A 17,192-nucleotide genomic window follows, 5' to 3' on the forward strand; every position below is an offset into this window, starting at 1 on the left:
CGGCCCGACGCTCTCACGCCGCGGCGGGCGCTTCCCATGTCGCTCCCGCCTTCTCGTCGCGTTGCGCATTGCACGCGTCGAAATGCGCCTTAAGCGCGACCTCGGCGAGATATTCGAAATGTTCGGCCTGGCCGAGGAGTTCCCAGTTTTGAAGCGGCCTATAGGCGGCTTGCTGACGACAGAGGGACGCCAACGCCCGGTAGCGACGTACGTTCTCCATGAGACCCTCCCTCGCATTCACTGGGCTTATTGGGCCTGATTTGCGTCAGGTCGATGGCGTTTATGCAAAACATTTGCTGCGTGCATAACGCGCTTAACCTCGATTAGTTTTCGAGAAACTCCGGTAAGATTTTTAGTTCCAAACGTCCGTGCGGATCTCTCGCCCCAATGCGCTAGGCGTAGAGGCGGCGCCTTGGGACAACCAGAACGGCGAAGCTTTCGATGCTTGCGCCTCCCGCAGTCTACCGGAGGCGGCCTCCTTCGCCCACGCGCTTCGACTGCGCGGGACTATGTTGCAGCTTGAGAACCCGGCCGGCCTCGGCCGCGACGCGAATGGCCGCGATATTGGCGGCATAATCGGCACTGCTCTTGCCGCGGAACACGGCGGAGCCCGCCACCAGCGTATCGACACCGGCAGCGGCAACTGCGGCAGCATTGTCCCGCGTGATGCCGCCATCGACCTCGAGCCGGATCGGCTGGTCGCCGATCATGCTTCGAATGCGCCGGATCTTTTCCAGCTGGGATTCGAGGAAGGCCTGGCCGCCGAAGCCCGGATTGACCGTCATCACCAGCACGAGGTCGAGACGGTCGAGCACATATTCGATCGTGCTCTCCGGTGTCGAGGGGCAGAGGCTGACGCCGGCCTTCTTGCCGAGCGCGCGGATCGCCTGGAGCGAGCGGTCGAGATGCGGACCCGCTTCAGCATGAACGGTAATGACATCGGCACCGGCCTTCGCGAACGCCTCGAGGTAGGGATCGACCGGCGCGATCATGAGATGCACGTCGAAGACCTTCTTCGTCAGCGGCCGGATCGCCCTGATGACATCGGCACCGAAGCTGATGTTCGGGACGAAATGTCCGTCCATGACATCGCAATGGATCCAGTCGGCGCCGGCCGCATCGATGGCCGCGATCTCTTCGCCGAGACGCGCGAAATCCGCAGCCAGGATCGAGGGCGCAATAAGGATCTCGCTGGTCATGCCTTCACGCTCCTTTCCGCAACCGGACCACCGCTGAAGACGCGGCTTGCAAGGACATCCGCCGGATCGATGGTCTCGAGGTCGGCGACATCGAGCATGCGGTTGAGATCGGATACCAGCCGGTCGGCCTGCCGCAGGCGGATGCGATCGACGGCGTTGCGGATCGAGCGGGCGTTGGAGAAGAACGGCTGGGTCCGCCGCAGGGCGATGTATTTCTCGAACGCCTCGCGCGCCGCCGCCGAGAAGCGATAACCGCGCTCCTTCAGCATCAGCTCGGCAATGACGAGCAGCTCGGCCTCTGCATAGTCGGGGAAGTCGATGTGGTGCGCGATGCGCGAGCGGAAGCCGGGATTGGAAGCGAAGAAGCTCGTCATCCGCTCGCCATAGCCGGCAAGAATCACGACCAAATCCTCGCGCTGGTTTTCCATCACCTGGAGCAGGATCTCGATGGATTCCTGACCGTAGTCGCGCTCGTTGTCGGGACGATGCAGATAGTAGGCCTCGTCGATGAAGAGCACGCCGCCCATCGCCTTCTTCAGGATCTCCTTCGTCTTCGGCGCGGTGTGGCCGATATACTGGCCGACGAGGTCATCGCGCGTCACCGAGATCACCTGCCCGCGCCGCACGAAGCCGAGGCCGTGCAGGATCTTGGCCATGCGGAGCGCCACGGTGGTCTTGCCGGTGCCGGGATTGCCGGTGAACGACATGTGCAGCGTCGGCGGCGCGGCGGCAAGGCCTGCGCGCTGGCGGATGCGCTCGATCAGCAGCAGCGAGGCGATCTGGCGCACGCGGTTCTTCACCGGCTTGAGCCCAATCAGCTCCTGATCGAGCTGTTGCAGCGTATCGGTGATCCCGGCGGCTTCGGCCTCCTTGCGGAGATCGAATTGGGTCTCGCTTGGATCGGTCGTCGTTGCATGGGGGACATCGAGCATCGGCACCTCGAAGAAAAGAGCTTCGCCGCGAGGGGAGCGGCGAAGCAGTGGTCCGCCAAGGAAACGGAGCAGGGAGTGCTCCGCGCGGAGGGAGAATGGCTATTGCGCGGCGTGGACGGTGGGCTTCCGCACCGTGGTGTAGCGGATCGCGCGACCGCCAACTTCCTGCCGCACCAATTCGAATTCCGCTTCCTGCGGCGGACGGTTGACGAGGAAGGAGATCCGCACCGATTCCCAGCCATGGCTGGAATCGAAGCCGCTGATGCGGATGTAACGGTCGCCATACACCCGGCGGCACTCGGCGAGCTCCATCATCACGCCGGCGGCGTCCTGGAGGTCGAACATCGGCAGGCCCCACATCTCCCAATAGGTGTTGCGGGGATGCGGATCGTCGGTGAATTCGATGTTCACCGCCCAGCCATTGGCGAGGCAATACTGCACCTGCTTGGTGATCTGATCGTCGGTCAGGTCAGGCAGGAACGAGAAGCAGCCCTGGGTCAGTCTCATCTCATGTCTCCTCAAACGGTTTCCAGCGCGGTCGGCACGAAGTCCGGCGTGTCGGTGGATTGATAATTGAAGGTGACGTCCTTCCAGACCTCGAGCGCGGCCTTCAGCGGCGTGCAGGTCTCGGCCGCCCTGGCCAGGATCTCCGGCCCCTCATGGACATAGTCGCGGCCCTCGTTGCGGGCGAGGATCATCGCTTCCAGCGCCACGCGGTTGGCAATCGCGCCGGCCGCGATCCCCATGGGATGGCCGATGGTGCCGCCGCCGAACTGCAGCACGACGTCCTCCCCTAACAGGTCGAGCAGCTGGTGCATCTGGCCGGCATGGATGCCGCCGGAAGCGACCGGCATCATCTTGTTGAGGCTCGCCCAATGCTGGTCGAAGAACAGGCCGTGCTCGAGCTTGGTCGGGTTGAAATCCTCGCGGCAGACATCGTAATAGCCGCGCGTGGTGTTGGGATCGCCTTCGAGCTTGCCGACCACCGTGCCGGCGTGGATGTGGTCGACACCGGCAAGCCGCATCCACTTGGCGATGACGCGGAACGACACGCCATGGCTTTTCTGCCGCGTGTAGGTCGAGTGACCGGCGCGGTGCAGATGCAGGATCATGTCGTTGCGCCGCGCCCATTTGGCCATGGACTGGATCGCGGTGTAGCCGATCACGAGGTCGATCATGACGATGCAGGATCCGAGCTCCTTCGCGAACTCCGCGCGCTCGTACATGTCCTCCATGGTCCCCGCGGTGATGTTCAGGTAGGTGCCTTTCACTTCGCCGGAGGCCGCCTGCGCGCGGTTCACCGCCTCCATGCAATAGAGGAAGCGGTCACGCCAATGCATGAAGGGCTGCGAGTTGATGTTCTCGTCGTCCTTGGTGAAGTCGAGTCCGCCCTTGAGCGCCTCGTAGACGACGCGGCCGTAGTTGCGGCCGGACAGGCCGAGCTTCGGCTTCACCGTTGCGCCCAGCAGCGGCCGGCCAAACTTGTCAAGGCGCTCACGCTCGACCACGATGCCGGTCGCCGGCCCCTGGAACGTCTTCACATAGGCGACGGGAAAGCGCATGTCCTCGAGGCGCAGCGCCTTCAGCGGCTTGAAGCCGAACACGTTGCCGATGATCGAGGCCGAGAGGTTGGCGATCGAGCCCGGCTCGAACAGGTCGAGATCATAGGCGATGTAGGCGAAGTACGAGCCTGGCGTGCCCGGCACCGGATCGACGCGGTAGCATTTTGCGCGATACTTTTCCGCGGCCGTCAGGCGGTCGGTCCAGACCACCGTCCAGGTCGCGGTCGAGGATTCGCCGGCGACTGCAGCCGACGCCTCGATCGGGTCGACGCCCTCCTGCGGCGTAACGCGGAACAGGGCGATGACGTCGGTGTCCTTTGGCGTATAGTCGGGCTCCCAATAGCCCATCCGCTTGTATTCCATCACGCCGGAGCGATAGCGTTCCTTGCCGCGGACCGTGCCTGCATGTGCGTTCATGTCTCTCTCCTGTTCTTTTCTCTGCTCTCTCTGATTGACTAGGCCGCCACGGACTCGCGGGCGTCGATACGCGGATCCAAATCACCGGCGCGATAGCGACGCGCCATCTCGCTCATCGGGACCACCTTGATCTTGCTGGCGTGGCCCGCGGTGCCGAATTGATCGAACCGCTCGCGGCAGAGCTCTCGCATCGCGTCCATCGCGGGTTTGAGGAATTTGCGCGGATCGAACTCGGAGCGCGCCTGCGCGGCCACTTTCCGGAACACCGCGGTCATCGCGAGACGGCAGTCGGTGTCGATATTGACCTTGCGCACCCCGCTCTTGATGCCCCGGACGATCTCCTCGACCGGCACACCCCAGGTCTGCGGCATCTCGCCGCCGAACTGGTTGAACATGTCCTGGAGCGGCTGCGGCACCGAGGAGGAGCCGTGCATGACGAGGTGCGTGTTCGGCAGCCGGCGATGGATCTCCTCGACCACCCGCATCGCCAGGATGTCGCCGTCAGGCTTGCGGCTGAACTTGTAGGCGCCGTGCGAGGTGCCCATCGCAATCGCCAGCGCATCGACTTTCGTTGCACGGACGAAATCGACGGCCTGATCGGGATCAGTCAACAATTGGTCGTGACTGACCTTGCCCTCGACGCCGTGGCCGTCCTCCTGCTCGCCACCGCCATGCTCCAGCGAGCCGAGCACGCCGAGCTCGCCTTCGACGGAGGCGCCGACCCAATGGGCGAGATCGACGACGCGGCGCGTGATCGCGACGTTGTAGTCATAGTCAGCCGCGGTCTTGGCGTCGGCCCTGAGCGAGCCGTCCATCATCACCGACGTGAAACCGTGGGCGATGGCCGAGGCGCAGGTCGCCTCGTCATTGCCGTGGTCCTGGTGCATGCAGAGCGGGATGTCCGGATAGGTCCGCTCCAGCGCGTCGATCATGTGCGAGAGCATGAGATCGCCGGCATAGCTGCGCGCGCCGCGCGAGGCCTGGATGATGACGGGCGCGTCGACCTCGGCCGCCGCCTGCATGATCGCGATGCCCTGCTCCATGTTGTTGATGTTGAACGCCGGCACGGCGTAACCGTGGCTCGCAGCGTGATCGAGCAGTTGGCGAAGGGTGATACGGGCCAAGGGTCGTCCTCCTTATTGGCTCTTGCGGGCGATCGCCCGGCGGGCCGCTTCCGCAATGCTTTGCGGTGTGATGCCGAATTCGCGGTACAGCACTGGCGCCGGCGCCGAGGCGCCGAAACCGCGCATGCCGACGAATTCACCGTCGGTGCCGATCCAGCGATGCCAATCGCCGGCTACGGCCGCCTCGATGCCGACGCGCGGTGCGGTGCCGAGCACGGCTGCGCGATAATCCTCCGGCTGCTCCTCGAACAGCGCGAAGCAGGGCGCGGAGACCACGGCCGCACGGATGTGCTCGGTCGCAAGCAGGCGGGCGGCTTCCAGGGCGATCGACACTTCCGAGCCGGTCGCCATCAGCGTGACGTCACGGCCGCCGTCCGGCGAGACGACGAGATAGGCGCCGCGTGCGACGCGATTCCTGCCGCGGACATCGCTGCGGAAGGTCGGCAGCGCCTGCCGCGACAGGCACAGCACCGAGGGGCGATCCTCCGCTTCGAGCGCGCAATCCCAGGCTTCCAGCGTTTCGACTGCGTCGGCCGGGCGAAACACAAGCAGGTTCGGAATGACGCGCAGCGCCGCGAGATGCTCGACCGGCTGGTGCGTCGGGCCATCCTCGCCGAGGCCGATCGAGTCGTGGGTCATCACATGGATGACGCGCAGCCGCATCAGGGCCGCAAGGCGGATCGCGGGCCGGCTGTAATCGGAGAACGCGAGGAACGTGCCGCCATACGGGATGAGGCCGCCATGCAGCGCGAGGCCGTTCATCGCCGCAGCCATGCCGTGCTCGCGAATGCCGTAATGGATGTAGTCGCCGGCAAACGCACCACTCTTGACCGGCGCCTGCGCCTTGGCATGCGTCAGGTTCGAATGGGTCAGGTCCGCGGAGCCGCCGACCAGGCCGGGAATCGTTCCGGCGATGCCGTCGAGCACCTGTTGCGAGGCCTGCCGGGTCGCAAGCTTTGGACGCTCGCTGGCAAAGCGCTCGCGCAATTTCGTGGCGGCCAGCGCATAGGCCGCCGGCAGCGCGACGGCCTTGCCCTCGACGAACAGGTCACGCTGCTCTGGCGTGGCGTCTTCGTAGCGATCGAGCCAGGCGAGCCGATCGACCTGCCCGCGCTGCCCGATCATCCGCCACGCCTTCTGGATCGTGACAGGCACCACGAAGGGCTGATAGTCCCAGCCGAGAATCCGACGCGCTGCCGCGGTCTGCTCGGTGCCGAGCGGCGCGCCATGCGCCTTCTCCGTGCCCTGCCGATCCGGCGCGCCATAGCCGATGATGGTGCGGCAGGCGATCAGCGACGGTTTTGCGGTCTCCCGCTCCTCCGCAATCGCCTGTGCAACGACCTCGGGATCATGTCCGTCGACGCGGCGCACCGACCAGCCCGAGGCAGCGAAACGCGCGAGCTGGTCGTCCGATGTCGCGAGCGACGTCGGACCGTCGATGGAGATGCCGTTGTCGTCGAACAGCACGATCAGCCGGCCGAGCCCGAGATGCCCGGCAAGCGAGATCGCCTCCTGGCTGATGCCCTCCATCAGGCAGCCGTCACCCGCGATGACATAGGTGAAGTGATCGACGAGGCCATCGCCATGCCGCGCATTGGCCATCCGCTCGGCGAGCGCCATGCCGACCGCGGTCGCAATGCCCTGCCCCAGCGGTCCCGTCGTGGTCTCGACGCCGGGCGTGTGGCCGTATTCGGGATGGCCCGGCGTCTTCGAGCCCCATTGGCGGAACGCCTTGATGTCGTCGATGCTGACATCGCCACCGGTCAGGTGCAGCAGTGCATAAAGCAGCATCGAGCCGTGGCCGGCCGAGAGGACAAAACGGTCGCGGTCCGGCCAGTTCGGATGCGCCGAGTCGAACTTGAGGAAGCGCGAGAACAGCACGGTTGCGACATCGGCCATGCCCATGGGCAGGCCGGGATGGCCCGACTGCGAGGTCTCGATGGCGTCGACCGCGAGGAAGCGGACGGCATTGGCGAGATCGTTGTGCGTGACCGCCGTGAGGTCGGCTTCGGCGTGGACGGAGATGTTCATCGGATTCTCTCCTCGTTCACTTCAAGCTGCGCTTGCGCTCGATCAGCTGCATGATCAGCGGCGTCAGGATCAGCTGCATCGCCAGATCGAGCTTGGCGCCGGGGCACACGATCGAGTTCGCGCGCGACATCCAGCTCTGCGGCAGCATCGAGAGCAGGTAGGGGAAGTCGATGCCGCGCGGATTCTTGAAGCGGATCACAACCATCGATTCGTCCGGCGTCGGGATCCAGCGCGCGATGAACGGATTGGAGGTGTCCACCGTCGGGACGCGCTGGAAGTTGATGTCGGTCTCGGTGAATTGCGGGCAGATGTAGTGGATGTAGTCGGGCATCCGCCGCAGGATGGTGTCAGTGACGGCCTCGGTCGAATAGCCGCGGGCGCTGCGGTCGCGGTGCAGCTTCTGGATCCATTCGAGATTGATGACCGGCACGACGCCGATCTTCAGGTCGGCATAGCGCGCGACGTTGACCTTGTCGGTGACGACGGCGCCGTGCAGGCCCTCGTAGAACAGCAGGTCGGAGTTCTCCGGCAGCTGCTTCCAGTCTGTGAAGGTGCCCGGTGCCGCGCCATGCAGCGCGGATTCCTCGGCGTCGTGGACGTAGTGCCGCGTCACCGCGGTGCCGGTCTCGCCGTAGTCGCGGAAGGCGCGTTCCAGCTCCTCGAACAGATTGGTCTCGGGGCTGAAATGGCTGAAGTGCTTGTTGCCGCGCTCGGCCTCCTTCGCCATCTGCGTGCGCATCTCGGCGCGGTCATAGCGATGGAATGCGTCGCCTTCGATGTAGGCGGCGTTGACCTTCTCGCGGAAGAATATCTGCTCGAACGTCTTCTTGACCGAGGTGGTGCCGGCGCCGGAGGAGCCGGTGATCGAGATGATCGGGTGTTTCCTGGACATGCGTTCACCTCGCTCAGAGTCGGAAGAATCCGCGCCGCGCGAACAGCGGCGCCGAGACGCTGGCAACCAGCAGCGGATCGCAATGCAGCTCCTCGACGCGCCGCACCTCGTTGCTCGAGCCCATGATCAGCGGCACACGCTGGTGCAGGCTCTGCGCGGAGAGGTCGAGGATGCGCTCGCGCCCGGTCGAGGCCGAGCCGCCGGCCTGCTCGATGATCATCGCCATCGGATGCGCCTCGTAGGCGAGGCGCAGGCGGCCGTCGCCATAGCCGGGCCGCGCGTCGGAGGGATAGAGGAACACGCCGCCGCGCGTGAGGATGCGATAGGCCTCCGCGACCAGCGAGCCGATCCAGCGCATGTTGAAATCATGATTGGCGGGCCCCTCGACGCCGGCAAGGCATTCGTCGATGAAGGCGCGCACCGGCGAATCCCAATGCCGGCGATTTGACGTGTTGATCGCGAACTCCTCGCAGGCCTCGGAGATCTGCACGGCGCTGCGCGCGAGGCGGAAGCAGCCGGCCCTGCGGTCGAGCGTGAAGATGTCGACGCCGTCGCCGAGCGTCAGCACCAACGAGGTCTGCGGGCCGTAGGTGACGAAGCCCGCCGCGAGCTGCGCCGAGCCGCGCTGATGGAAGGCGAGCGTGAGATCATCGGGCGCCGGCAGGATCGAGAAGATCGTGCCGACGGTCATGTTGATGTCGATGTTGGAGGAGCCGTCGAGCGGATCGATCGCGACGCAGATGCGGCCCTCGCGGTCGCCGATCTGCGGCTCGCGCATCTCCTCCGACGCCAGCGCGGCGACCGGCAGCCTGCCGAGGCAGCGGCGCAGGATCGCATCGGCCTGCACGTCGAGATCCCGCTGGACATCGCCGTCGCTGTTGCGGCCCGTCGTCAGGCCCGATGCATCCGCGAGATCGCCGGTGGCGATGAGGTCGGCGATCTCGATCGCCGCCGCCGCGATGGCATCAACCGCGGCCGCCACGGCCAGCGCGTGCGGCGCGGTCTCGGAATACCGTTGAAGGTGGTCGTCCAGCCTGAGTTGCCCGGTCATCTGCGTCCATCCCCTGGGCCGGCGCCGCATCCATTGCCCTCCACGCTGGAGTCGGTGCGGTCAGTCCCGGCATCAGGAGATTGACAGGGGCGGCTTAATAAGGAAAATTTCTATTCATAATGAGTGCCAAAGAATTTTCTTATAATGGCCCCGGCCATGCGGCAGCCCAGCTCCGGCATCTGACGATCCGGCAGCTTCGCTCGCTTGCGGCGCTGTCCGCCAAGGGCAGCGTGACCGCGGCGTCCGGCCATCTCGGGCTGACGCAGCCGGCCGTGACCCAGCAGCTGCGGCAGCTTCAGGACCTCGCCGGCCTGCCGCTGGTGCAGCGGACCGGTGACGGCATGTTGCTGACCGAGGCGGGCAAGGAGGTACTGGCGCTGGCCGAGCGAGTCGAAGCCGCCATCATGGATTGCCAGGGCGCGCTCGACCTGCTGGCGGGACGAACCGGCGGCACGGTGCAGCTCGGCGCGGTTTCGACCGCGAAATATTTCGTGCCGCATGCCATCGCGGCGTTCTCGAAGCGGCATCCCAAGATCGAGATCAAGCTCACCATCGGCAACCGCGAGGAGATTCGCGAGGCCATGCACGGCTACGACCTCGATTTCGCGGTGATGGGTCGGCCACCGGCCGACGTCAGCGTCGACGTCCGTCAGCTCGGACGCAATCCGCACGTCATCGTCGCGCGCAAGGGGCACTGGCTGGAGAAGGATTCCGGCCTAAGCCTGACCGACCTCGTGCACGAGACCTTCCTCACCCGCGAGCCCGGCTCGGGCACGCGGACGCTGATGGAGGGCATGTTCCAGAGGTCGGACCTCGAGCCGATCATCGGCATGGAGATGAGCAGCAACGAGACCATCAAGCAGGCGGTGATTGCGGGGCTCGGCATCGCCTTCATCTCGGCCCATACGGTCGCGCATGAGCTCGCCGAGGGCCGGCTGATCGTGCTCGATGTCGCCGGCCTGCCGATCGTCCGCCAGTGGTACGTGATCCGCCGCAGCGACAAGGTGCTGCTGCCGCCGGCGCAGGCGATGTTCGATTTTCTTGGTTCCGAGGGGGCGAACTATCTGCCCGTCGTGCCCGAGCTTGGCGGGCCATAGCCCGCCGATGGTTATGCCATCAGCTTCATCGCGATCGTCGCCGCCAGAATGACGATGATCTGCAGCAGGCGCTCTGTGGTGAAGATGCGGTTGAAGGTGGTCATCACTCGCCCCCGACCTCCCTGACGGAGATCTCCATCGGGATGTTGCTAGCACAAGCGGGCCTCGAGACAACTCCGTAGTCGTCCCGGGTCGCGCGCCCGGCCGGGCCGATCGCACCCCGCCCTGCGCGGTGAACGATCAGGCCGCAAGCGGAGCGGCGTAGTCGATGCGCGCGGCGAAGTAGGCTTCCAGCTCCGACAGTGCCCGCGCTTCCCAATCCCTCGCCTGCTCCAGCAGCGACCAGCTCTGGCCCGGGCGGAATGCGGCGGTCTGGCGATAGAGCGATGCGATGCCCCGATAGCGGCGCACGTTCTCCAGGATGGCGTGTCCGTTGATCTGGCCGTTCATGGTCGAAAACTCCCTCGTCATTCCCGGGGGAGAAATTGCGGCCAAATCTTTTTCGAAAAGTTAGCGGCGCCCGGCAAGCTCGCGCATGGTTGCCGGACTGTTGCGCGTGCGCAACGCGTGACCTCACGCAATGCCGGTTTATTGCGAATTCGTTGCCGCGCTCTTGCCCGGAGGCTTCAGCCCGCCTCGGCTGATGATCGTCATCGTCTCGCGGCACAGATCGGCAAGGCCGATCAGGAGCACGGCGAGCAGGCAGAACAGGTTGATGGAATCCGCATTCGCGCTGCTCAGCGGACTGAACTCGAAGAATGGCGGTATGAACGCCCACCACACCAGCGGAATGGTGAGCAGCGCGGCGAAGGCCGCCGCCGGCGCGCCCGCGACGAACGCGAGCACGAACAGGCTGGGCACGAACGCGGCGAAATAAAGCTTTGCGCCGAGCGCGACGCAGATGCCCTGAAGCAGGGCCGACACTGCGACGATGACGAGTCCCAGCAGAAACGCCTGCCACGACCATGGCCGTACCCGCGGTACGCCAAACAGCCCCGCTCGCCTCATCAGCCTCCCCCTGCCGCCCGTTAACCAGGTCCGATTGCGACGAAAGTACTACAACTGCAACCCATCCGCGAGATGGAAATTGCGGCACACACGGCATGGCAGGGCCGCATGTCCGCGGCTTGGTAAACACCGGCATCGCACAATGTCCGTCCCGGCCGGCCGCTACTCGGTGGCCGCATAGAGCAGGCCCACGACCGGCAGAGCGAGGCCAATGGCCGATGCGAGCATCCAGCCGCCTTGCGCGAAGGCCCAGGCGCCGACCGCCGAGCCGGCAGCGCCGGCCGCGAAGAACGTCGCCATGTAGAGGCCGTTGAGGCGGCTGCGATGCTCGTGCCCGAGCGCGAAGATGGCGCGGAAACCGAGCACCACGTTGCCCTGCGCGCCGATATCGATGGCAATCGCGGCCACGACCAGGCAGGCGAGGTTCAGCATCGAGCCGGGCGCGCCGATATAGGTCGCGAGGAAGCCGACGGCCGCGAGCAGCATAGCAACCAGCGTCGCGATGCGGCTATGGCCGCGATCGGCGAGCCGGCCCGCGATCGGGGCTGCGAACACGCCGGCGACGCCGGCCAGGGCGAATAGCGCGATGCCGCGCTGGGAGAAGCCGAATGCCCCTGCGAGCTGGAGCGGCGCGACGGTCCAGAACAGGGTGAAGCAGCCGAACAGGCTGGCCTGGTAGAGCGCGCGGCGCCGGAGCAGCGGCGTGTGCAGGGCGAGGTGCGGCATCGACAGCAGCAGCGTGCCGTAATGCATGCGCACGACCGGCTTGCGCTTCGGCAGCGTCATCCACAGCACGGTGGCGAGCACGACCATAAGGGCGGCGGAGGCGAAGAACACCGCATGCCAGGACGATGCCGCGGTGACGAAGCTCGACACCGGACGCGCCAGCATGATGCCGAGCATCAGGCCGGTCGAGACGTTGCCGACGACGCGGCCGCGGATGGCTTCCGGGGCCAGATGCGCGGCATAGGGAATGATGATCTGCACCGCGACCGAACCGAGCCCGATGAACAGCGCGGCGATCAGGAACGGCAGCGCATGGGTGGCGAAGGCTGCGGCAAGCAGCGACGCAGCGCCGAGCGTGATGACGGAGCAGATCAGGATACGGTTCTCGACGAGATCGCCGAGCGGCACGATGAACAGCAGCCCCACGCCATAGCCGATCTGGGTCATGGTCACGATCAGCCCCGCCGCTGCATGCGACAGGCCGAGCGCGGCGCTGATCGGGGCGATCAGCGGCTGCGCATAATAGATGTTGGCCGCGACCATGCCACAGGCCGCGGCAAGCACGAAGGTCAGGCGCTGCGAGACCGCATCCGGCTCGGGGGCGGTCTCGATCGTGGCATTCATCGTCATTCACGCAGTCTCCGATAATCGGGAACGTTCATTCCCTAATAAGGCACAAATTCAGGCGAGCAGTTTCATCGCGACGCCGACGAGGCGCTCGCCGTCGAGCGGCAGGCGCGCCTTGCCGACGACGCGCATGCCCTGCGTGATGCAGATCATCAGCCGCGCGGTGTCGTCGGCATTGACACGGCCCGGAATCGAGCCGTCGGCCTGGCCCTCGCGGATGAGGCCGGCGATGAAATCTTCATTTGTCTTGAGCTGGGCCTCGACGCGTGCCCGGATCGCCGGATCGACCGCCGACAATTCCACCGCGCTGCCGACCACGAGGCAGCCGCGCCGCCCCTCGATGCCCTGGGAATGTTCGACATAGGATAGGAGCACGTTGCGCAGCCGCTCGCGGCCATTGCCCCCGCGCGCCGCGGCGCTGCGGGTCTGCTCCTGGCGCAAGCCGGTGTAACGCTCGAAGGCGGCGAGGAACACGGCATGCTTGTCGCGAAACGCCTTGTAGACGCTGCCGGTGGCAAGCCGCATCGCCGCGGTGAGGTCGCCGATCGAGGTGGCGTGATAACCGCGCTCGCGAAACACCCGAAGGGCGCGGTCGAGCGCGGTATCCATGTCGAACTCCCGGGGACGACCTGGCGGACGGGCGCTGGCTTGCGATCGGCGGGCGGCTTTTTGCATTGCGGCATAATAGGGAATGATCGTTTCCGAATAAAGACACGTGGTTGTGATTGGGTAGAAGTGCGGAGTGGCCGGTTTGCAGCCAGGGAAGCCGCCAACCCCCGTCATCCTTCGAGGCTTGCTCCACAGCGCGTGCGCCGCGGAGCGCACCTCAGGGTGACGGTCATAGAGTGCACTCACTGCTTCAACATCGTCATTGCGAGCGCAGCGAAGCAATCAAGAATCTCTCCGCGGAAAGACTCTGGATTGCTTCGCTGCGCTCGCAATGACGGAGTGTGTGGCAACGGCTTCGTCCTCGAAATGCCGCCGTCATTCCCCGCGAAGGCGGGGAATCCAGTACGCTGTGGCCTTTCGGGTAGGCCACAGCTGGCTCGGCGTACTGGATCGCCCGGTCAAGCCGGGCGATCCAGTGCCAAATGCCGGGCGAGCGAGCCCGGGATTTTGCTTCGCTCCATCCGGGCTACAAGGGAGAACGCATCACCCCTTCACCGGCGTGCCATCCGCCATGGTCGTCACGCCCTTGCGCTCCACGATCATCCCGTAGGCCCGCGGCTGGCGGTGAGCGTCGAAATTGAACGTCGTGCGCTTGTAGGAATTGCAGAGATCGAGATCGCAGCGGGCGAGCGCGAGCTCGTCGCCCTTGGTCGTGCAGCGCGCGATGATCTCGCCCGAGGGTGCGATGATGCAGCTGCCGCCGATGTGGTCGACGCCCTCCTCGACCCCGGCCTTGGCGACGCCGACCACGAAGGTGCCGTTCTGGTAGGCGCCGGACTGCATCACCAGGTGATTGTGGAACAGCGAGAGGTCGTCATGCTCCGGCGCGGGCGGATTGTGAACCGGCGTGTTGTAGCCAATCATCACCATCTCGACGCCCTGCAGGCCCATCACGCGATAGGTCTCGCTCCAGCGGCGGTCGTTGCAGATCGCCATTCCCATCATACCGCCGAACGCATCTGCGACGCCAAAGCCGCCGCCGGGCTCGAAATAACGCTTCTCCAGATGCTGGAATTCGCGCCACGGCTCGTGCTCGGCATGGCCGGGCAGATGGACCTTGCGGTACTTCGCAACGATCGCGCCGCTCTTGTCGACGAGAATGGAAGTATTGTAGCGCCTGACGCTGCCGGCCTCTGCCGTCAGCTCGGCATAGCCGAGGTAAAATCCGATGCCGAGCTCACCGGCGAGATCGAACAGGGCTCGCGTCTCCGGCCCCGGCATCTCGCGCTCGAAAAAGCTGTCGATCTCAGCCTGATCCTCGAAATACCAGCGCGGAAAGAACGTGGTCAGCGCGAGCTCGGGATAGACGATCAGGTCGCAGCCATTGGCCTTTGCCTGGCGCATCAACGCGATCAGCCGCGCCACCACCTCGGTCCTGGTCTCGGCTCGCGCAATCGGGCCGAGCTGGCCGGCCGCCACATTCACAAATCTCGCCACACGTCTGTCCTTCGCTCTTTCGGACGTGCGCTACCCGCGCCGTCGTGCCCGCGCACATGCAGATTCCGCGCCTATGACGCGCGCCGCGCAAGAGCAAGCCGGCCTCGCGCACATCATCGAGGAACTTCCGTTGCCAATCTGCAACGGTTCCCCACGGTCTGAAGCCGGCCAAAAGAAACTCCCATTGCGGCCACGAACCGCTCTCACAACGCCGTGAGACTAGCAGGGGAATAACGATGCGCGCACAACGCGTTTGGAAAGTGAATGGGGCCGCCAGCATCGGGCAGCTCCAATCCAGGCTGGACGATCTCAACAAGCGTCTCAGCCAGCTCGAAAACCAGAATCCGGAGAACTGGAAGCTCGAAGAGCTGAGATCGAGCGCGCTCAGCCTGTCGCGCGAGATCGACGACATCCGCTGCGCGGAGGCGACGGCGGCGCTGAGCGAACTGCTGCGGAAGTAGCCGGCCTGCCGATTCGCGCGTTGCGCAGGGAACCAACCTTGCTCGCCGTCATTTCCATGCTGAGCATGGAGCAAGATCATGACCAGGCACCTGACGCGAGCCCATCTCGCGCGCGGCGTGGCCGGCGCGGTATCCACGCTGATCCTGTGCGCGACGGCGGCCTTCACCATCGCGCGCCACTTCGCGCTGGGATGATCACATGACGTCGGACCCCGAGGAGTCGGTAAGGCTGCAGGGTTTTGGCGAGATGACGTTGCGCACGGCGATCGCGACGCTGATGTCGCTCGGCCCGCGCGAGCGATCGGAAGCCGCCATCTTCCGCATCCGCGACGGCGTCCAGCTCGCGCAAAGCGAGATCACTGAGCTCGCATCACACTGGGACATCCCGCCGATGCCCGAAGTCAGGTCGCCAAGGCTCGTTCCGGAGCAGCACTGGACGGACATCGTGCGCCGCATGGTGCGCGAGGCACCATTGCCGTCGCTGATGGTGGCATTCCTGCTGGGCGTGCTGGTGGCGCGGCGGTGAGGACGTCCACACCGCCGGCACCGGCGCCTAGGCCCTATTCGTGGCGATCCATTGCGGACATGGTCTTGGTATCACGCATGGTCAGATAAACCAGCAGCGACACCGCGATGCAGCCGGTCAGATACCAGTAGAACCAGCTTTCGTGACCGATGGACTTGAACCAGAGCGCAATCGATTCCGCGGTGCCGCCGAAGATCGAGACGGTCAGTGCATAGGGCACGCCGACGCCGGTCGCCCGCACGCTGGTCGGAAACAATTCGGCTTTCACCACCGCATTGATCGCCGTGTAGCCCGACACGATCATCCAGGCCGCGGCGATGAGGAGGAAAGCCGAGAACGCATCATGCGTCGCCTGGAGCGTCGTCAACAGCGGAATGGTGAACAGCGTGCCGGACACGCCGAATCCGATCAGGAGCCATTTGCGCCCGATGCGGTCGGAGATCGCGCCGTAGATCGGCTGGAGCATCATCGCGAAAACGAGGCTTCCTGCCGTCACCATGGTGGTCTGGTCGTCCGTCAGCTTCACCGAGAGGCGAAGGAATTTCTGCATATAGGTGGTGTAGGTGTAGAAGGCCGCCGTGCCGCCCATGGTCAGTCCCACCACCAGCAGAAGCTCGCGCGGATAGTTCAGCAGCATGCGGATCGAGCTGGATTTCTTGACCGCCGCCTGACTGTTCTTGAAGGCATCGGTCTCATGAAGGTTGCTGCGCATCAGCGCGGCCACGACCGCGAGCACAGCGCCGAACGCAAACGGCACGCGCCAGCCCCAGGCGCGGATCTCCTCGGTCGAGAGAAACACCTTCTGCAGCAGGAGCAGCACGAGGATGGCGCAGAGCTGACCGCCGATCAGCGTCACATACTGGAAGCTGGAATAGAAGCCGCGGTTCTTCTCGTCCGCGACCTCGCTGAGATAGGTGGCGCTGGTGCCGTATTCGCCGCCGAGGCTCAGGCCCTGCAGGACGCGCGCAAGGCCGAGGATGATGGGAGCGGCCAGCCCGATCGACGCGTAGGTCGGTGTCACCGCGATGATCAGCGACCCGAAGCACATCATCACGACGGACAGCGTCAGGGCGTTGCGCCGGCCGTAGCGATCGGCGAGATGGCCGAACAGCCAGCCGCCGAGGGGACGCACCAGGAAGCCCGCCGCAAACAGCAATGCCGCGTTGAGCTGCTGCACCACTTCATCACCGTCGGGGAAAAACGCCTTGGCGAAATAGAGCGAAAACGCCGCGTAGGCGTAGAAATCGTACCACTCGACGAGGTTGCCGACGGAACCGACGAAGATCGCCCGCAGCCGGCGCTTCATGTCAGCGCTGTTCGCGCGCGTTTCCGAGACGGGCGCGCCGACATTTTGAATTGAGGCTTCCTGTGAACTCACGACGTCCTCCGTATGTTGTTGTCCTTTGACGAAGCCATCCGCTCGCGTGTTGGCG

Annotated in this window: 18 protein-coding genes; 3 read left to right on the forward strand and 15 right to left on the reverse strand. The window is 65.2% G+C overall.

Annotated elements, in window-relative coordinates:
* Positions 1 to 13: 13 nt before the first annotated feature.
* The 9 genes from QA649_RS34305 to QA649_RS34345 form a co-directional block, all read right to left on the reverse strand.
* Positions 14 to 220: a hypothetical protein gene (locus QA649_RS34305; RefSeq protein ID WP_283021104.1), complete on the reverse strand. Its 207-nt coding sequence runs from the start codon at positions 218 to 220 to the stop codon at positions 14 to 16.
* A gap of 241 nt (positions 221 to 461) precedes the next feature.
* Positions 462 to 1,199, reverse strand: a complete 738-nt coding sequence (gene rpe, locus QA649_RS34310) for a ribulose-phosphate 3-epimerase (protein ID WP_283021105.1) — start codon at positions 1,197 to 1,199, stop codon at positions 462 to 464.
* Positions 1,196 to 2,131 carry a CbbX protein gene (gene cbbX, locus QA649_RS34315; protein ID WP_018648732.1) on the reverse strand — a complete coding sequence of 312 codons (936 nt, stop codon included), beginning with the start codon at positions 2,129 to 2,131 and terminating at the stop codon, positions 1,196 to 1,198. The genes rpe and cbbX overlap by 4 nt, the downstream gene beginning before the upstream one ends.
* A gap of 99 nt (positions 2,132 to 2,230) precedes the next feature.
* A complete protein-coding gene (locus QA649_RS34320) occupies positions 2,231 to 2,638 on the reverse strand; it encodes a ribulose bisphosphate carboxylase small subunit (RefSeq protein WP_283021106.1) in 408 nt (135 codons plus the stop codon).
* An 11-nt stretch (positions 2,639 to 2,649) separates the two neighbouring features.
* Positions 2,650 to 4,110, reverse strand: coding sequence for a form I ribulose bisphosphate carboxylase large subunit (locus QA649_RS34325; protein ID WP_283021107.1), 1,461 nt, complete (start codon positions 4,108 to 4,110; stop codon positions 2,650 to 2,652).
* A gap of 38 nt (positions 4,111 to 4,148) precedes the next feature.
* On the reverse strand, positions 4,149 to 5,234 hold the full coding sequence (gene fba, locus QA649_RS34330) for a class II fructose-bisphosphate aldolase (RefSeq protein WP_283021108.1): 1,086 nt from the start codon (positions 5,232 to 5,234) through the stop codon (positions 4,149 to 4,151).
* A 12-nt stretch (positions 5,235 to 5,246) separates the two neighbouring features.
* Positions 5,247 to 7,265, reverse strand: coding sequence for a transketolase (gene tkt, locus QA649_RS34335; RefSeq protein WP_283021109.1), 2,019 nt, complete (start codon positions 7,263 to 7,265; stop codon positions 5,247 to 5,249).
* 16 nt (positions 7,266 to 7,281) lie between these two features.
* On the reverse strand, positions 7,282 to 8,157 hold the full coding sequence (locus QA649_RS34340) for a phosphoribulokinase (RefSeq protein WP_211401688.1): 876 nt from the start codon (positions 8,155 to 8,157) through the stop codon (positions 7,282 to 7,284).
* A gap of 13 nt (positions 8,158 to 8,170) precedes the next feature.
* Positions 8,171 to 9,208 (reverse strand): class 1 fructose-bisphosphatase, encoded by a 1,038-nt coding sequence (locus tag QA649_RS34345; protein WP_283021110.1) that lies wholly within the window; start codon positions 9,206 to 9,208, stop codon positions 8,171 to 8,173.
* Between the two features lie 119 nt (positions 9,209 to 9,327).
* Here QA649_RS34345 and QA649_RS34350 point away from each other — a divergent pair, with 119 nt between their 5' ends.
* The gene (locus QA649_RS34350) at positions 9,328 to 10,305 is read left to right on the forward strand and encodes a LysR family transcriptional regulator (protein WP_283021111.1); all 978 of its coding nucleotides are present in this window, start codon (positions 9,328 to 9,330) and stop codon (positions 10,303 to 10,305) included.
* A gap of 240 nt (positions 10,306 to 10,545) precedes the next feature.
* On the opposite strand, the gene QA649_RS34355 is transcribed toward QA649_RS34350, so the two are convergent.
* The 5 genes from QA649_RS34355 to QA649_RS34375 all read right to left on the reverse strand — a co-directional run bounded on the left by QA649_RS34355 (position 10,546) and on the right by QA649_RS34375 (position 14,772).
* Positions 10,546 to 10,755: a hypothetical protein gene (locus QA649_RS34355; protein WP_283021112.1), complete on the reverse strand. Its 210-nt coding sequence runs from the start codon at positions 10,753 to 10,755 to the stop codon at positions 10,546 to 10,548.
* Positions 10,756 to 10,893: 138 nt separating this feature from the next.
* The gene (locus QA649_RS34360; protein ID WP_283021113.1) at positions 10,894 to 11,313 is read right to left on the reverse strand and encodes a DUF4118 domain-containing protein; all 420 of its coding nucleotides are present in this window, start codon (positions 11,311 to 11,313) and stop codon (positions 10,894 to 10,896) included.
* Positions 11,314 to 11,475: 162 nt separating this feature from the next.
* On the reverse strand, positions 11,476 to 12,669 hold the full coding sequence (locus tag QA649_RS34365) for an MFS transporter (protein ID WP_283021114.1): 1,194 nt from the start codon (positions 12,667 to 12,669) through the stop codon (positions 11,476 to 11,478).
* Positions 12,670 to 12,720: 51 nt separating this feature from the next.
* A complete protein-coding gene (locus QA649_RS34370) occupies positions 12,721 to 13,275 on the reverse strand; it encodes a TetR/AcrR family transcriptional regulator (protein ID WP_283021115.1) in 555 nt (184 codons plus the stop codon).
* 543 nt (positions 13,276 to 13,818) lie between these two features.
* Positions 13,819 to 14,772, reverse strand: coding sequence for an N-carbamoyl-D-amino-acid hydrolase (locus tag QA649_RS34375; RefSeq protein WP_283021116.1), 954 nt, complete (start codon positions 14,770 to 14,772; stop codon positions 13,819 to 13,821).
* 236 nt (positions 14,773 to 15,008) lie between these two features.
* Between QA649_RS34375 and QA649_RS34380 the strand changes: the two genes are divergently transcribed.
* Both QA649_RS34380 and QA649_RS34385 read left to right on the forward strand, forming a co-directional pair.
* A complete protein-coding gene (locus tag QA649_RS34380) occupies positions 15,009 to 15,233 on the forward strand; it encodes a hypothetical protein (protein ID WP_018648745.1) in 225 nt (74 codons plus the stop codon).
* A 199-nt stretch (positions 15,234 to 15,432) separates the two neighbouring features.
* Positions 15,433 to 15,759 (forward strand): hypothetical protein, encoded by a 327-nt coding sequence (locus QA649_RS34385; protein WP_283021117.1) that lies wholly within the window; start codon positions 15,433 to 15,435, stop codon positions 15,757 to 15,759.
* A gap of 34 nt (positions 15,760 to 15,793) precedes the next feature.
* On the opposite strand, the gene QA649_RS34390 is transcribed toward QA649_RS34385, so the two are convergent.
* A complete protein-coding gene (locus QA649_RS34390) occupies positions 15,794 to 17,065 on the reverse strand; it encodes an MFS transporter (RefSeq protein WP_283026163.1) in 1,272 nt (423 codons plus the stop codon).
* Positions 17,066 to 17,192: the final 127 nt, after the last annotated feature.

This window comes from Bradyrhizobium sp. CB1717 (assembly GCF_029714325.1).
Lineage (GTDB): Bacteria > Pseudomonadota > Alphaproteobacteria > Rhizobiales > Xanthobacteraceae > Bradyrhizobium.

Excerpts from the sequence above, each read along its gene's own strand:
- QA649_RS34305 (WP_283021104.1), bottom strand. The coding sequence starts at position 220 with ATGGAGAACGTACGTCGCTACCGGGCGTTGGCGTCCCTCTGTCGTCAG.
- rpe (WP_283021105.1), bottom strand. The coding sequence starts at position 1,199 with ATGACCAGCGAGATCCTTATTGCGCCCTCGATCCTGGCTGCGGATTTC.
- cbbX (WP_018648732.1), bottom strand. The coding sequence starts at position 2,131 with ATGCTCGATGTCCCCCATGCAACGACGACCGATCCAAGCGAGACCCAA.
- QA649_RS34320 (WP_283021106.1), bottom strand. The coding sequence starts at position 2,638 with ATGAGACTGACCCAGGGCTGCTTCTCGTTCCTGCCTGACCTGACCGAC.
- QA649_RS34325 (WP_283021107.1), bottom strand. The coding sequence starts at position 4,110 with ATGAACGCACATGCAGGCACGGTCCGCGGCAAGGAACGCTATCGCTCC.
- tkt (WP_283021109.1), bottom strand. The coding sequence starts at position 7,265 with ATGAACATCTCCGTCCACGCCGAAGCCGACCTCACGGCGGTCACGCAC.
- QA649_RS34340 (WP_211401688.1), bottom strand. The coding sequence starts at position 8,157 with ATGTCCAGGAAACACCCGATCATCTCGATCACCGGCTCCTCCGGCGCC.
- QA649_RS34345 (WP_283021110.1), bottom strand. The coding sequence starts at position 9,208 with ATGACCGGGCAACTCAGGCTGGACGACCACCTTCAACGGTATTCCGAG.
- QA649_RS34350 (WP_283021111.1), top strand. The coding sequence starts at position 9,328 with ATGAGTGCCAAAGAATTTTCTTATAATGGCCCCGGCCATGCGGCAGCC.
- QA649_RS34355 (WP_283021112.1), bottom strand. The coding sequence starts at position 10,755 with ATGAACGGCCAGATCAACGGACACGCCATCCTGGAGAACGTGCGCCGC.
- QA649_RS34360 (WP_283021113.1), bottom strand. The coding sequence starts at position 11,313 with ATGAGGCGAGCGGGGCTGTTTGGCGTACCGCGGGTACGGCCATGGTCG.
- QA649_RS34365 (WP_283021114.1), bottom strand. The coding sequence starts at position 12,669 with ATGACGATGAATGCCACGATCGAGACCGCCCCCGAGCCGGATGCGGTC.
- QA649_RS34370 (WP_283021115.1), bottom strand. The coding sequence starts at position 13,275 with ATGGATACCGCGCTCGACCGCGCCCTTCGGGTGTTTCGCGAGCGCGGT.
- QA649_RS34380 (WP_018648745.1), top strand. The coding sequence starts at position 15,009 with ATGCGCGCACAACGCGTTTGGAAAGTGAATGGGGCCGCCAGCATCGGG.
- QA649_RS34385 (WP_283021117.1), top strand. The coding sequence starts at position 15,433 with ATGACGTCGGACCCCGAGGAGTCGGTAAGGCTGCAGGGTTTTGGCGAG.
- QA649_RS34390 (WP_283026163.1), bottom strand. The coding sequence starts at position 17,065 with ATGAAGCGCCGGCTGCGGGCGATCTTCGTCGGTTCCGTCGGCAACCTC.